The sequence below is a fragment of the Actinomadura parmotrematis genome (assembly GCF_019458805.1).
In the GTDB taxonomy this organism is placed as follows: Bacteria; Actinomycetota; Actinomycetes; order Streptosporangiales; family Streptosporangiaceae; genus Spirillospora; species Spirillospora parmotrematis.
In genome coordinates this window covers 75,650-89,734 of the sequence record NZ_JAIBOA010000013.1, presented here as the reverse complement: position 1 = coordinate 89,734, position 14,085 = coordinate 75,650, and the positions used below count along the sequence as shown (strand labels likewise).

15 protein-coding genes are annotated in these 14,085 nt (G+C 75.2%); 11 read left to right on the top strand and 4 right to left on the bottom strand.

Features of this window, described 5'->3' with window-relative positions; genetic code table 11:
* Window positions 1–106: 106 nt before the first annotated feature.
* The 5 genes from K1Y72_RS20715 to K1Y72_RS20695 all read left to right on the top strand — a co-directional run bounded on the left by K1Y72_RS20715 (window position 107) and on the right by K1Y72_RS20695 (window position 3,448).
* On the top strand, window positions 107–514 hold the full coding sequence (locus K1Y72_RS20715; protein WP_220168049.1) for a YjbQ family protein: 408 nt from the start codon (window positions 107–109) through the stop codon (window positions 512–514).
* Window positions 515–719: 205 nt separating this feature from the next.
* Window positions 720–1,148, top strand: coding sequence for a DUF3052 domain-containing protein (locus K1Y72_RS20710; protein WP_220168048.1), 429 nt, complete (start codon window positions 720–722; stop codon window positions 1,146–1,148).
* 148 nt (window positions 1,149–1,296) lie between these two features.
* Window positions 1,297–1,755, top strand: coding sequence for a peroxiredoxin (locus K1Y72_RS20705; RefSeq protein WP_220168047.1), 459 nt, complete (start codon window positions 1,297–1,299; stop codon window positions 1,753–1,755).
* Complete coding sequence (locus tag K1Y72_RS20700) at window positions 1,752–2,153, top strand: hypothetical protein (RefSeq protein WP_308287165.1); 402 nt, start codon at window positions 1,752–1,754, stop codon at window positions 2,151–2,153. Before K1Y72_RS20705 ends, K1Y72_RS20700 begins: the two co-directional genes overlap by 4 nt.
* Before the next feature lie 194 nt (window positions 2,154–2,347).
* The gene (locus K1Y72_RS20695; RefSeq protein WP_220168046.1) at window positions 2,348–3,448 is read left to right on the top strand and encodes a potassium channel family protein; all 1,101 of its coding nucleotides are present in this window, start codon (window positions 2,348–2,350) and stop codon (window positions 3,446–3,448) included.
* Window positions 3,449–3,578: 130 nt separating this feature from the next.
* On the opposite strand, the gene K1Y72_RS20690 is transcribed toward K1Y72_RS20695, so the two are convergent.
* The gene (locus K1Y72_RS20690; RefSeq protein ID WP_308287164.1) at window positions 3,579–4,565 is read right to left on the bottom strand and encodes a phosphoribulokinase; all 987 of its coding nucleotides are present in this window, start codon (window positions 4,563–4,565) and stop codon (window positions 3,579–3,581) included.
* A 187-nt stretch (window positions 4,566–4,752) separates the two neighbouring features.
* On the opposite strand from K1Y72_RS20690, the gene K1Y72_RS20685 reads away from it, so the two are divergent.
* Both K1Y72_RS20685 and K1Y72_RS20680 read left to right on the top strand, forming a co-directional pair.
* Window positions 4,753–5,409, top strand: a complete 657-nt coding sequence (locus K1Y72_RS20685; RefSeq protein WP_220168045.1) for a response regulator — start codon at window positions 4,753–4,755, stop codon at window positions 5,407–5,409.
* Window positions 5,406–6,560, top strand: coding sequence for a GAF domain-containing sensor histidine kinase (locus K1Y72_RS20680; protein ID WP_308287163.1), 1,155 nt, complete (start codon window positions 5,406–5,408; stop codon window positions 6,558–6,560). Before K1Y72_RS20685 ends, K1Y72_RS20680 begins: the two co-directional genes overlap by 4 nt.
* Here K1Y72_RS20680 and K1Y72_RS20675 read toward each other — a convergent pair.
* Together K1Y72_RS20675 and K1Y72_RS20670 are read right to left on the bottom strand one after the other, a co-directional pair.
* Window positions 6,520–7,704, bottom strand: coding sequence for a saccharopine dehydrogenase family protein (locus K1Y72_RS20675; protein WP_220168044.1), 1,185 nt, complete (start codon window positions 7,702–7,704; stop codon window positions 6,520–6,522). The two genes, K1Y72_RS20680 and K1Y72_RS20675, sit on opposite strands and share 41 nt — an antisense overlap.
* A 236-nt stretch (window positions 7,705–7,940) precedes the next feature.
* Entirely contained in the window at window positions 7,941–8,924 is a 984-nt protein-coding gene (locus K1Y72_RS20670; protein ID WP_220168043.1) for a LysR family transcriptional regulator, read from the bottom strand.
* 182 nt (window positions 8,925–9,106) lie between these two features.
* On the opposite strand from K1Y72_RS20670, the gene K1Y72_RS20665 reads away from it, so the two are divergent.
* The 4 genes from K1Y72_RS20665 (at window position 9,107) to K1Y72_RS20650 (ending at window position 12,902) form a co-directional block, all read left to right on the top strand.
* A complete protein-coding gene (locus tag K1Y72_RS20665) occupies window positions 9,107–10,540 on the top strand; it encodes a form I ribulose bisphosphate carboxylase large subunit (RefSeq protein ID WP_220168042.1) in 1,434 nt (477 codons plus the stop codon).
* On the top strand, window positions 10,540–10,959 hold the full coding sequence (locus K1Y72_RS20660) for a ribulose bisphosphate carboxylase small subunit (RefSeq protein ID WP_220168041.1): 420 nt from the start codon (window positions 10,540–10,542) through the stop codon (window positions 10,957–10,959). Before K1Y72_RS20665 ends, K1Y72_RS20660 begins: the two co-directional genes overlap by 1 nt.
* Window positions 10,956–11,906: a CbbX protein gene (cbbX, locus tag K1Y72_RS20655; RefSeq protein WP_220168040.1), complete on the top strand. Its 951-nt coding sequence runs from the start codon at window positions 10,956–10,958 to the stop codon at window positions 11,904–11,906. Before K1Y72_RS20660 ends, cbbX begins: the two co-directional genes overlap by 4 nt.
* Before the next feature lie 87 nt (window positions 11,907–11,993).
* Window positions 11,994–12,902: a PAC2 family protein gene (locus K1Y72_RS20650; protein WP_220168039.1), complete on the top strand. Its 909-nt coding sequence runs from the start codon at window positions 11,994–11,996 to the stop codon at window positions 12,900–12,902.
* 8 nt (window positions 12,903–12,910) lie between these two features.
* Here the strand turns inward: K1Y72_RS20650 and K1Y72_RS20645 are convergent, their stop codons facing one another.
* Window positions 12,911–13,996: a phosphotransferase family protein gene (locus K1Y72_RS20645; protein WP_220168038.1), complete on the bottom strand. Its 1,086-nt coding sequence runs from the start codon at window positions 13,994–13,996 to the stop codon at window positions 12,911–12,913.
* Between the last annotated feature and the right edge of the window lie 89 nt (window positions 13,997–14,085).

The following is a 14,085-nucleotide window of genomic DNA, read 5'->3' as shown; positions in this document are numbered from 1 at the left end:
TAACCATTGTCCCCGGTGAGAGGGCCTTTGCGTACCCGCGCGGCCCGTTTTTCCGCCCTCCGGCGCGGGGTGGGGTCGAGCGCGCCTCGCGGGGTAGACCATGCCCATGGAGAGCACCGTGATCAGGGTGACCACCGGTGACCGGGAGGCTGTGAGCGACCTCACCGACGAGTGCGCCCGGTTCGCCGCCGCGCACGGCGGCGACGGCCTGCTGCACGTGTTCGTGCCGCACGCCACCGCCGGCGTCGCGATCATCGAGCTGGGCGCCGGCAGCGACGACGACCTGCTCGCCGCGCTCGGCGACCTGCTGCCCGCCGACGACCGGTGGCGGCACCGGCACGGCTCGCGCGGGCACGGCCGCTCGCACGTGATGCCGGCGATCGTCCCGCCGCACGCGACCGTCCCGGTGCTGGACGGCCGCCTCGCCCTCGGCACCTGGCAGTCGGTCGCGCTGGTCGACCTCAACGTGGACAACCGCGACCGGCACGTGCGGTTGTCCTTCCTTGCGGGATGAGCGTGGGTTGTTACGCTCGGCATGTGTTCCGTGACGACGCGGGCCGCATTCGGGACGATGGGCCCCGCAAAAGCCACCAAGACACTTGCGCGACGGCCCCTTACTTGTGTGGACTGTCCCGCAAACACCGCACCGGTGCGGAAGGACCGCACAGCGACGGCCCGCAAGGGGCACCGGGCGGACAGACGACAACGGGAGGACTTTCGTGAGCGCGACCGCGGGTCAGGCGCAGTCTGAGCGCAGCCTGGCCGATCGGCTCGGCCTCAAGGCCGGCCAGGTGGTGCAGGAGATCGGTTACGACGACGACGTCGACGAGGAGCTGCGCGACTCGATCGAGGCCGTGACCGGGAACGAGCTGGCCGACGAGGACTACGAGGACGTCGTCGACATCGTGCTGCTCTGGTGGCGCGAGGAGGACGGCGACCTGTTCGAGGCCCTCACCGACGCGATGATCCCGCTCGACGACGCCGGCCAGATCTGGCTGCTGACGCCGAAGGCGGGCCGCGACGGGCACGTCGAGCCGAGCGACATCGGGGAGGCGGCCCAGACGGCCGGGCTGTCCCAGACGAGCAGCATCAGCGCCGCCAAGGAGTGGTCGGGGACCCGGCTGGTCGCACCGAAGGTCCGCAAGTAGCAACCGGGCACCGGCCCCCGCGACCGCCGCGACCGGCGGCGGGGGCCGGTCCGCCGGACCCCGGGCCCGAGATGGCGGACTGGCGGGCGCCACGTCCGCCACGCACGCCCTCGGCCCCGCAGAGGCTCCCACGGACCCAGGAGACGCAGTGACCGTCCAGATCGGGCACACCGCACCGGACTTCGAGCTGAAGGACCAGCACGGGACGCCGGTGCGGCTGTCGGCGCTGCGCGGCGAGGCCGTCCTGCTGGTCTTCTACCCCCTCGCCTTCAGCGGCGTCTGCACCGGCGAGCTGACCGCGCTCCGCGACGAGCTGCCCACCCTCGGCGAGGGCGTGCGGGTGCTCGCGGTGTCGGTCGACTCGGTGTTCGCGCTGCGCGCCTGGTCCGACCAGGAGGACTTCCCCTTCCCGCTGCTCTCCGACTTCTGGCCGCACGGCGGGGTGGCCCGCACCTACGGTGTGTTCGACGAGGACCGGGGCGTCGCGACGCGCGGCACCTTCCTGGTCGACACCGACGGCGCCGTCCGGTGGAGCGTCCTGCACGACGTTCCCGACGCGCGCGACATCGGCGAGTACCGCACGGCGCTCGCCGCGCTCCGCGAGTGACCGGAGCGGCCGCCCGCGCCACCGCGACGGGCGCGGCCCGCTCCCAGCACGCCCCTGGAGGTGTGATGCCCTGCTACCGCTGCGGGGTACGGCAGACCGACCCCGCCCGCGGCGCGAGCCCCTGGCGGCGCGGGGTCCTGGCCGACCGGCACGTGCTGGTCTGCCCGCTGTGCCAGACCGCCCACGACTGGGCGGCCGGCCTGGACCGCTGCGCGGCCTGCGGCTCGCCCGCGCTCCAGTGCCGCCTCGGCGAGATCGAGTGCCGCGACTGCGGCCACACCCGCGCGGCCGTCCCGCGCGAGCTGGCCGACGAGGTCGCCTCGGCGACCGAGCCCGGTCTCGCCGAGGAGGTCGAGGCCGCCCTCGCCCGGGTGCTGCGCCGCCGCTCGAACGCCTGACCGCCCGCCGGACGGGTGGCCGGCTCCGGCCACCGGGCCGGTGACGGACGGTGGCCGCCCCGTGCCCCGCCGTGGGCGCTCTTGACGCGCGGTCCGGCGGCTGCGACGCTGCCCCACCACGGACCGACCGGCGAACCGGCCGGTCAGCGCACCGGACGGCGGTGCGCGCGATGGCCGGCGGCCGGGAGGCGTCCATGCAGTTCGCGCTCCGGCGCCTCTTCCACGGGATCACCACCCGCTCCTGGCGGGCGCCCGTGCTCGTGCTGCTGCTCGCCGGCGCGGCCGGCTGGGCGCTGATCGCGGCCTGCGAGCCGCCCGGCGCCAAGATCAAGCAGCCGGCGAACTACCTCTGGTACTTCTTCGTCAGCGGCACCACCACCGGGTACGGCGACCTGTTCCCCGTCACCGCGGGCGGCCGGATCGGCGGCGCGCTCGTGGTGATGGCCGGGCTCACCGCGGGCCTCGTGCTGTTCGCCGAGCTGACGCTGTGGATGGCGAAGGGCAGGACCATGAAGGCCAACGGGCAGGCGCGCCTGCACCACCGCCGGCACCTGGTGGTGGTCGGCTACGACCGCGACGGGCTGCGCGCCGTCATCGGCCAGCTCCGCGCCGACCCCGCGTACGCGCGGACGCCGGTCGTCGCGGTGTTCTGGCCCGACCAGCTGTCGGGCGAGAACCCCGACCCCGAGCTGTACGACGTCGTCGCCTTCGACGAGACCGCCTACGAGCGGGCGTGCGCCGCCGCGGCCCGCACCGTCCTCGTCACCGGCCGCACCGACGACGAGACGGTGCGGGTCATGCTCGGGCTCACCGCGCACCTGCGGCGGGCCGGGCAGGCGTCGGCGGCCTCGCCGCCGCACCTGCTGGCCGGGGTCCACGACGGCGGGCGCCGCGCCGAGATCGCCGACGCGCTCGGGCTGGTCGACCCCGACATCGAGCCGGTCGACATCGACGACCCGGCGGTCGTCGCGGTCGCGATCCGCAACCCCGGCGTCGCCGGGATCTACCACAACCTCGCCAGCACCCTCGACGCGGACGCGTCGCTGTTCCGGGTGGACGTGCCCGAGGGCGCGGGGGAGTGGCCGCGGCTGGACGTCGCGGTGTTCCTGCTGCGGCGCGGCAGCACGCTGCTCGCCGTCGGCGAGTCGCACCGCCCGAACGCGCGGTTCCGGCTCGCCGCCGAGCCCGGCGAGGTCGTCCGGGGCGGGCAGAGCCTCGCGGTGGTGGCGCTGGAGCGCCCCGACGTCCCCTGGGCGGAGCTGGCCGGGGCGCCCGCCGGGGAGCGGAGCGGATAGGGGCCGGGAGGGCGGCCGGGCGCCCGGTCGAGATCAAGCGCCGATCGACGCGCCCTCCCGGCGACGCGGTACCGCACGGCCCGGGGGTCCGGGGCCTCCCCGTGCGGTCCGCCGCTGCGGCGGCGGGCCGTCAGGCGGCCTGCCGGTGATCGGCGTCCAGCAGGTGGTACAGCAGCAGGAGCTGGGTGATCGCGAGGGGGTCGCTGGTACCGCCGGCGTACCGGCCGAGGGCGGCGGGGTCCAGGTGGCGGCCGGCGCCCGCGCTCCGGTCCACCCGGTCCCAGATCGCCTTCTTGATGATCTGCGACTCCTCGGGTCGAACGTAGCCGTGGACGTGCAGCGCGTCCACCGGGCGGCCGTCGGTGTCGCGGTGCAGCCGCAGGTGCATCGCGGTCTCGCGGTGGCTCTCGCCGGCCGGGGAGGTGACCGCCTCCAGGACGGGCGCGAGCTCGGGGTGGTCGATCGTCGGGCGGAGCAGCAGCTCGGCCGACAGCGGCGTGCCCGGGGGGTCGGCGCGGTCGGCGACCGGCGCGAACCGGACGACGATGTCGGCGGAGCGGCGCTGCGGGCGGATGTAGGCGGCGCTCTCGGGCTCGCGGCGGGCCAGCTCGGCGCGGACCTGCTCGGGCCGGTAGCCGCGCTTGTCGCAGTCGCGCTGGACCTTCCAGGAGTGCCGCAGCTCCTCGGGCGGGTCGAGGTAGACGGTGATGTCGAAGCAGGCCCGCGCGAGGCGGGTGTGCAGCGGCAGCAGCCCCTCGACGATCACGAAGTCGCGCGGCGTGACGAGCTCGGGCCGCACCAGCTCGCCGGTGGCGTGGTCGTAGACGGGCTTGAGGATCGGCTCGCCCATGGACAGCAGCTGCAGGTGCTGCTCCATGATGTCGATGTGGTTGCAGTCGGGGTGCAGGGCCGTGAACGGCTTGCCGGCCCGCTCCGTCCGGTCGTAGCGGTGGTAGTCGTCCGCGCAGACGGCGGTCATGCGGTCCTCGCCGAGACACTCCACCAGCCCCTTGGTGAGCGTCGTCTTGCCCGCCGCGCTGTCCCCGGCGATGGCGAGCATGACGGGGCGGCGGGCCGATCCGCGCGCCCGCTGCATGTGCACGATCCGGTGGGGCACCTGGCCTCCTTGCCGGGCCGCCGGTGACGGCGGGCCGGTGCGGGGATGGGGGAAGGGTCGGCCCCGACGGTAGGCGGGGCCGCCCGCCGCGGCGTCCCCCGGATGGGGGAGGGGACGGGTGAAGTGCCGGGAAGCCCTGCCCCACAAGGGCTACTGGTCGGTAGCTTGTGGTTGTTAGGGTGCCGGGATGGGTGCCCCCGTACGCGTCGTCCTGGTGGACGACCACGAGATGATCCTCGCCGGTCTGCAGGCGATGCTGGCCGGGTTCGCGGGCCGGGTGCGCGTGGTGGGGCAGGCCGGGACCGCCGGCGAGGCGACCCGCCTCGTCACCACCCTCCGCCCCGACGTGGTGCTGCTGGACGTGCGGCTCGGCCCCGAGAGCGGCCTCGACCTCTGCCGGGCGCTCACCGGGACCGCCCCCGCCACCCGGGTGGTGTTCCTGTCGGTCTACGACGACGAGCAGTACGTCTTCGAGGCGCTGCGCGCGGGCGCCGGCGGCTACCTGCTGAAGCGCGTCGACGGCCCCGAGCTCGTCCGGCGGCTGGAGGAGGTCGCGCAGGGCGAGACGGTGGTGGATCCGACGCTGGCGGGGCGGATGGCCGTCACCGCCGCCCGCCTCACCCGCGGCGAGTTCTGGCCGGGCGCCAACCGCGGCCTCACCCAGCGCGAGAGCGAGGTGCTGTCGCTGCTGGTCGGCGGCCTGTCCAACAAGGCCATCGCGGCGCGCCTGGTGCTGAGCGAGGAGACGGTGAAGAGCCACCTGCGCGCCCTGTACCGCAAGCTGGAGGTCGCCGACCGGTCCGCGGCGATCGCCGTCGCGCTCCGCGAGGGGCTGTTCCGGTGACCGCCGCCCTCCAGGGGCACGGCCGCGACCTGCTGCTCCGCGTCATCGCCGCGGCCTGCTCGGACCGCGAGCTGCCCGCGATGGCCGCCGATCTCGCCGGGCTGGTCGTCCGCTCGGCGGGCGGCCTGACCTTCTGCGACGTGTACGTCCTGGACGACGACGAGCGCGTCCTGGAGTGCGGCGGCGCGCGCGGCGGCCGCGCGGTCGCGCTCGGGGCGGGCGACGTCGGCCGGGCCGCCGCGCACGGCCGCCCCCGCGGCCACGCCGACGGCCGCGGCGCCGCCCTGCCGGTGCGGAGCGGCGGGACCGTCATCGCGGTGCTGGACGTGCGCGCCGCCGGGCCGTGCGCGCCCGCCGACCTGGCGCTCGCGGCGTCCCTCGGCGACCTGTTCGCGCCGGTGCTCTGCTCGTGCCGGCGGCTCCGCGCCGCCCGCGAGCGCGAGCACGCCGCCGAGCGGTTCGCCGAGCGGGCCGTGGAGGCGCAGGAGGCCGAGCGGACCCGGCTCAGCCGGGAGATCCACGACGGCATCGCGCAGCGCCTCGCCGGGCTCGGCTTCCACCTGTCGGCGGCCGAGCGGGCGCTGCCCGAGCACCATCCCGAGGCGCTCGCGCAGATCATGCTGGCGCGCGGCCTCTGCGACCTGGCGTCCGCCGAGACGCGCGCGGCGATCGGCGGCCTGCGCCCGCCGGTGCTGGACGACCTCGGCCTGTCGGCGGCGCTCGCCGCGCTCGCCCGCGACGCCGGGGAGCGCCTCGACGTCACCGTCACCGTCTCGGGCGAGCTGGAGGCGGCGCTGCCCGACCACGTGCAGACGGCGCTGTACCGGATCGCGCAGGAGGCCGTCGGGAACTGCCTGCGGCACGCCGCCGCCTCGTCCCTGGACCTGCTGCTGGAGCACGACCGGGACCGGGTGCGGCTCACCGTCGCCGACGACGGCGTCGGGTTCGCGCACGGGCCGGGGCGCCATGCCGGGCGGCCGGGCGGGCGGCCCGACTCCTACGGGCTGCGCGGCATGGCCGAGCGCGCCGAGCTGCTCGGCGGCCGCGTCACGGTGACGGGGCGGCCCGGCGTCGGGACGACCGTCGAGGCGGTCGTCCCGATCCCCGCGCTCAGCCGCCCGCCGGGCCCTCCTGGAGCACGCGGAAGGTGAGGCCGGCCTTGACCAGCCGGTCGATCAGCGCGTCGCCCATCGCGGCGGCCGTGGTGACCTGCCCGGCGGTGCCGGGCAGGTCGTCGTGGGCCAGGCAGAGCGCCGACTCGGCGAGCATCCGGGCCGTCTCGTCGTAGCCGGGGTCGCCGCCCGCGACCTCGGTGACGACGCGGCGCCCGCCGCCCTCGCCGACGAACGTCACGCTGAACCAGTGCTTCGCGCGGGCCTCGGGCGCCGGGCCCTCGCCGGGCGTGCGGAGCCGCAGCAGCAGCGCGCGCGTCGGCGGGAGCTGGGCGAGCGTCAGGACGGCGCCCGCGCCCGCGGCGAGCCCGGCCGCCGTCGGCAGGCGCCGCACGTTGAGGAACTGGCCGTAGGTGAAGTCGGGGCCGTAGCGCTCCAGCGCCGCCGCCGACCGCACCACGATGCGCGGGTCGAGCGTCGGCAGCGGCAGCGTCCAGCCCGACACCTTCGCCCTCGGCGTCGCCCGCTTCGACACCCGGACGCGCCGCCCGGCGGGCCGCCGCTCCAGCGCGTTGCGCTCGCGGTCGGCGCGGACCATGCCGCGCAGGTCGGCGAACACCCCGACGGCCGAGTGCAGGGTGCCGCCGGAGGCGTCGCCGCTCGCCCGCATGAACCCCTCGACGTGCAGCGGGACGCCCTCGGGCAGGTGCCGGACGGTGTAGTAGGCGCCGAGGTCGGCGGGGATCGAGTCGAAGCCGCAGGCGTGCACGATGCGGGCGCCGGAGCGGAGCGCGGTCTCGTGGTGGCGGATGTACATCTCGTCCACGAACCCCGGCTCGCCGGTCAGGTCGACGTAGTCGGTGCCGGCGCGGGCGCAGGCGGCGACGAGCGGCTCGCCGTGCTCGGCGTAGGGGCCGACCGTGGTGATGACGACCCGGGCCCGCCCGGCGATCGCCTCGATGGAGGCGGCGTCGGTGGTGTCGGCGAGCAGCAGCGGCAGGTCGGCGAGCGCCGGGTCGATCGCGGCGAGGCGGTCGCGGACCGCCTCCAGCCGGGACCGGCTGCGCCCGGCGAGCGCCCAGCGGGTGCCGCCGGCGTGCGCGGCCAGGTACTCGGCGGTGAGCCCGCCGGTGAAGCCGGTGGCGCCGAACAGGACGAGGTCGTAGGGGCGGTCGGCCGTCATGGGGATGCCTCTCTCGGGGTGCCGAACTCGATTCTGTCCCTTCCCGGGCGGCCCGGCCATCACGCCCCGCGGGTGTGACCGAGCCCACTCCTCGCCCGGCTCCTTACCGGGCGCTGACCTTGCCCGGGGCCGGCCGCGGGTAGGCCGCAGGTGTGATCACCTGGGTCGCGCTGCTGCTCGACCTCGCGGCGGTGCTGCTCTGCCTCGGCGTCGGCTGCTCGGTGCTGCGCGGCTACTCACAGCTCGCCGTCGACCGCGGCAAGGCCGTCGCCCTCGTGCTGCTCGCGGCGGGGCTCGTCGCGCTCTCCCTCGTCCTGCCCGCCCTCGCCGCCTGAGACGCCTGCCCCCGGCGCGCCGCCGGCGGTCCAGCCGGGGGCGTCCAGCAGGTGGGCGACGAACAGCAGCGTCGTCGGCGTCGGCGCGGAGCCCGCGACGGCGTGCCAGGGGCGGTGCAGCGGCGTGCCGGGCGCGGCGATCTCGGCGAGCAGCCCGGCGGCGAGCCGGTCGCGGACCGCGTCGCGCGACACCAGCGCGACGCCGAGGCCCGCCGCCGCGCCCGCGATCACCGCGCCGTTGGAGCCGAGCACGAGCCGCGGCGGCGCCACGTCCCGCTCGGCCAGGTACGCCTCGGCGGCGGCGCCGGTGCCCGAGCCCGGCTCGCGCATCACCCACGGCGTCGTGTCCAGGGCGAACGCCGCGGCGAGCGGCGGCGCCCCGACGACCACCAGGTCGTTCGGGCGGCGGGCGAGGACCGTCGCGGCGAGCCCGGCGGGCGGCCGGCCGGCGAGCACCAGGTCGGCGCGGTGCGCGGCGAGGCTCGCCCACACCTGCCGGCGCGGCCCGACCTCCAGCGCCAGCTCCACGCCCGGCCGGCGCGTCCGGAACGACGCCAGCAGCTCGGGCAGCACCTGGTCGGCGGCGGTGGTGACGGCGGCGAGCCGCAGCGTCCCGCGCGCCGGGTCGGCCGCGCCGCGCGCCGCCGCCCGGCCCTGCTCCAGCAGCCCGAGCACCTGCCGCGCGTAGGCGGCGTAGACCGTTCCGGCGGGGGTGAGCGCGAGCCCCCGGCCCTCCCGCCGCACCAGCGGGACGTCCAGCTCGCGGGCGAGGGCGGTGACCGCCGACGACACCGCCGACTCGGTCACGTACAGCCGCCGGGCCGCCTCGCGGACCGACCCGGCGTCCGCGAGCGCGACGAAGCTCCGCAGCCTGGATTCAGTCATGCCTCAAGTATCACCGAAAAACACTTGATGGACATGGCAAGTGTCGCGCGGGCACGCTCGAACCGTTCACGGAACCACCCACCGTGGCCGGGGCGCGGCGCGCCGCCCGGATCCCCTGGGCCTGCCGTCCTTCGCTCGGGAGGCGCGCCGCCACCCCCGGCCGGGAACTGAGGCGAGTGACAGTGAGTACCGATCGTTGGTCGGCCGGAGTCATCCCGTACGCGGAGATGGGGTACTGGCGTCCGGACTACGTGCCGAAGGACACCGACGTGCTCGCGGCGTTCCGCATCACGCCGCAGCCGGGCGTGCCGCCGGAGGAGGCGGGCGCGGCCGTCGCCGGCGAGTCGTCCACCGCGACGTGGACGGTGGTGTGGACCGACCGGCTCACCAGCTACGAGAACTACCAGGCCAAGTGCTACAAGGTGGACCCGGTGCCGGGGCGGGAGGGCCAGTTCATCGCCTCCATCGCCTACGACCTGGACCTGTTCGAGGAGGGGTCGATCGCCAACCTCACCTCCTCGATCATCGGGAACGTGTTCGGGTTCAAGGCGCTGAAGGCGCTCCGCCTGGAGGACATGCGCATCCCGGCGCACTACGTGAAGACGTTCCAGGGCCCGGCGCACGGCATCGTCATGGAGCGCGAGCACCTCGGCAAGTTCGGCCGGCCGCTGCTCGGCGCGACGGTGAAGCCGAAGCTCGGCCTGTCGGCCCGCAACTACGGGCGCGTCGTCTACGAGGCGCTGCGCGGCGGCCTGGACTTCACCAAGGACGACGAGAACATCAACTCCCAGCCGTTCATGCGCTGGCGCGACCGGTTCCTGTACTGCATGGAGGCGGTCAACCGGGCGCAGGCGGCGTCCGGCGAGATCAAGGGGCACTACCTGAACGTCACCGCCGGGACGATGGAGGCGATGTACGAGCGGGCCGGGTTCGCCAAGGAGCTCGGCAGCGTCATCGTCATGATCGACCTGACCGTGGGGTACACCGCGATCCAGTCCATGGCGCACTGGGCGCGCGCCAACGGCGTCCTGCTGCACCTGCACCGCGCCGGGCACTCCACCTACACGCGGCAGAAGGCGCACGGCGTCAGCTTCCGCGTGATCGCCAAGTGGATGCGGCTCGCCGGGGTGGACCACATCCACGCCGGGACGGTCGTCGGCAAGCTGGAGGGCGACCCCAACAGCGTCGCCGGGTTCTACGACGTCCTCCGCAAGGACCGCATCGAGGCCGACCCGGTGAAGGGCCTCTACTTCGACCAGGACTGGGCGTCGACGCCCGGCTGCATGCCGGTCGCCTCCGGCGGCATCCACGCCGGCCAGATGCACCAGCTCCTGCACTACCTGGACGAGGACGTCGTCCTGCAGTTCGGCGGCGGCACGATCGGCCACCCGATGGGCATCGCGGCGGGCGCCGCCGCCAACCGCGTCGCGCTGGAGGCGATGATCAAGGCCCGGAACGAGGGCCGCGACTTCCTGCGCGAGGGCGAGGACATCCTGCGCGCCGCCGCCAAGCACAGCCGCGAGCTGGACGTCGCCCTCGCCACCTGGGGCGACATCACCTTCACCTACGAGTCCACCGACACCCCCGATGTCGTCGAGACCCCTGTGAGCGCCTGATGCGAGTGACCCAAGGAACGTTCTCGTACCTGCCCGAGCTGACCGACGAGGAGATCGGGCTCCAGGTCGCCTACGCCCTGGACCGGGGCTGGCCCTGCTCGATCGAGTTCACCGACGACCCGCACCCCCGCAACACCTACTGGGAGATGTGGGGCCTGCCGATGTTCGACCTGAAGGACCCGGCGGGCGTCCTGCTGGAGCTGAACGAGTGCCGCAAGGCGTACCCGGCGGCCTACATCCGGCTGAACGCCTACGACGCCCGGTACGGGCGGCAGACGACGGCGCTGTCGTTCCTCGTGCAGCGGCCCGCCGAGGAGCCGGGCTTCCGCCTGGACCGCGCGGAGGGCTCGGACCGGCGCATCGGCTACACCACGCACGCCTACGCCGCCGACCGGCCGCAGGGCGAGCGCTACCGATGAGCGGTTTCGCCATGCGCAACGGCTCCCCGGCCACGCCCGGGGAGCCGTCCCCCGCCGAGGCGGCGCCCGCGACGCTGCCGCCGGACGCCCGCGTCGACCTGGCCCGCGAGCGCGCCGAGTCGCACGCCGACGAGGTGCTGGACGCGCTGGACTCCGAGCTGATCGGCCTCGTCCCCGTCAAGACCCGCATCCGCGAGATCGCCGCGCTGCTGCTGGTGGACCGGGTGCGCGGCCGGTTCGGCATCGACTCCGGCCGCCCCAGCCTGCACATGTGCTTCACCGGCAGCCCCGGCACGGGCAAGACGACCGTCGCGGTGCGGCTCGCCGAGCTGCTGCACCGCCTCGGCTACATCCGCAAGGGGCACCTGGTGTCGGTGACCCGCGACGACCTCGTCGGCCAGTACGTCGGGCACACCGCGCCGAAGACCAAGGAGGTGCTGAAGCGCGCGATGGGCGGGGTGCTGTTCATCGACGAGGCGTACTACCTGTACCGGGCCGAGAACGAGCGCGACTACGGCCAGGAGGCCATCGAGATCCTGCTGCAGGTGATGGAGAACAGCCGCGACGACCTCGTCGTCGTCCTCGCCGGCTACAAGGACCGGATGGATTCGTTCTTCTCCTCCAACCCCGGCATGAGCTCGCGCATCGCCCACCACGTCGACTTCCCCGACTACGAGACCGCCGAGCTGGAGGAGATCGGCCGGCTGATGACCGCCCGCGAGGGCTACCGGCTCGCGCCCGAGACCGAGCCGGTGCTCCGCGACTACCTGGAGCGGCGGCGCGGGCAGCCGCGGTTCGCCAACGCCCGGTCGGTCCGCAACGCCGTCGAGCGGGCCCGGCTGCGGCACGCGAGCCGGCTCGTCGCGGCGGGCGGCGAGGTCACCCGGGAGGACCTGACGACGCTCCGCCCGGAGGACTTCCTCGCCAGCCGCGTCTTCACCGCGTGACGGCCGCCGCGAGGTGACGGCCGACACCGGGATTATCCGCGCCATGTCCTATGTTTGGTCCTACCAGACGGCCGTCGTGGGGGAGATGTGGCGAAACCAGAGGATCTGTACGAGCTGGACGGTGACCTGCCCGAGATGACCGGGCCGGTGCTGCTGCACAGCCTCGACGGTTTCGTGGACGCCGGCTCGACCGGCCAGCTCGTGCGCGAGCACCTGCTGGAGTCCCTGGAGCACCGGGTGGTGGCGCGGTTCGACGTGGACGCGCTGATCGACTACCGGGCCCGGCGGCCGATGATGACCTACGACCGGGACCACTGGGCGGACTACCAGGCCCCCGAGCTCGCGCTGCGCCTCTTCCACGACGAGGTCGGCACGCCGTTCCTGCTGCTCGCCGGCCCCGAGCCGGACCGGCTGTGGGAGGGCTTCACCCGCGCGGTCCTGCACCTGGTCGAGCGGATCGGCGTCGGCCTGGTCGTCGGCGTGCACGGCATCCCGATGGGCGTGCCGCACACCCGCCCGGTCGGCATGACCTCGCACGCCACCCGGCCCGAGCTGATCACCAGCACGTCCTGGTTCGACAAGGTGCAGGTGCCCGGCAGCGCCGCCGGCCTGCTGGAGTTCCGGCTCGGCGAGGCCGGGCACGACGCGCTCGGCTTCGCCGTGCACGTCCCGCACTACCTGGCGCAGGCGGCCTACCCGGCGGCGGCGGTCGCCGCGCTGGAGCGGATCGTGGCCACGACCGGCCTCGTCCTGCCGACGGAGGCGCTGCGCGACGCGGCGGCCAAGACCGACGCCGACATCGCCGAGCAGGTCGCCGGCAACGCCGAGGTCGAGAAGGTCGTGCAGGCGCTGGAGCAGCAGTACGACGCGTTCGCGGGCGCCGCCGAGCGCGAGAGCCTGCTCGCCGAGGGCCGCGACATGCCGACCGCCGACGAGATCGGCGCCCAGTTCGAGCGCTTCCTCGCCGAGCAGGACGGCCCCGACCCCCAGCCCTGACCCGCCCGCTACCCGACGCCGGCGCGGCGGGCGGCGCGGGCGATGAGCATGGCGACCAGGGAGCCGAAGGCGGCGAACTGGGGGTCGGTGGTCTGGCCGGCGGTGTAGCGGGCCCAGATCTGCTGGACGATCACCGCGAGGCGGAACAGGCCGAACACCTCGTAGAAGCGCCAGTCGTCCACCGGCAGGCCGGTGCGGTCCAGGTAGCGGGCGACGGCCCGCTCGCGCGTCGGCATCCCGGGCAGGTGCGTCGGCTGGCGGCGGAGCACGGTGTAGTCCGGGTCGTCGTCCGCGGTGATCCAGTAGGCCATGGCGGCGCCGAGGTCCATGAGCGGGTCGCCGACGGTCGCCATCTCCCAGTCCAGCACGCCGACGATGCGCGGGGCCGCGCCGGCCAGGTCCACGACGAGGTTGTCGAGCTTCCAGTCGCCGTGCAGCAGCCGGGCGGCGACGTCGCCGGGCCGCCGCTCGTCCAGCCAGGCCAGCAGGGCGGCGGCGTCCGGCGCGTCGGGGGTGGCCGCGCCGGTCCAGCGGCGGGACCAGCCGGACACCTGGCGGCGGACGTACCCCGGGCCGCGCCCGAGCGGCTCCAGCCCGGCCGCGGCGACGTCCACCGAGTGCAGGTCGGCGAGGGTGTCGATCACCGTCTCGCCGAGGGCGCGCGCCGCCGCCTCGCCGAGGTCCGCGCCCGCCGGGGGCTCGGCGCCGAGGACGGTGCCGCGCAGGTGCTCCATGACGTAGAACGGCGCGCCGATCACCGTCTCGTCCTCGCAGAACGCGTGCACCCTCGGGACGACGTCCAGGTGCGGGCGGAGCCGCCGCTGGACGAGCACCTCGCGGCCCATGTCGTGCGCCGACGCCGCCCTGGTGCCGCGCGGCGGCCGCCGCAGCACGACGCCGGGGCTCGCGCCGTCCGGGGGCGACAGCAGGTAGGTGAGGTTGGAGGCGCCGCCCGCGAACTGCCGGACGCGCGGGGGCGCGGCGAACGCGCCGCGGTAGCCCGGCATGTGCAGGGCGAGCCATTCGTGCACGGCGGCGACGTCGAAGGCGTCCTCCGCGCGCACGTCCCGCACGCGCTCCGATCCGCTGGTCACGGTGCCTCCCGGGGGTGTTGCCAGCCGCGCCGGCGGCTCACTAGATTTGAACATACTGGCCGGTCGGTATGTTATCTGTGCGAGGAGCG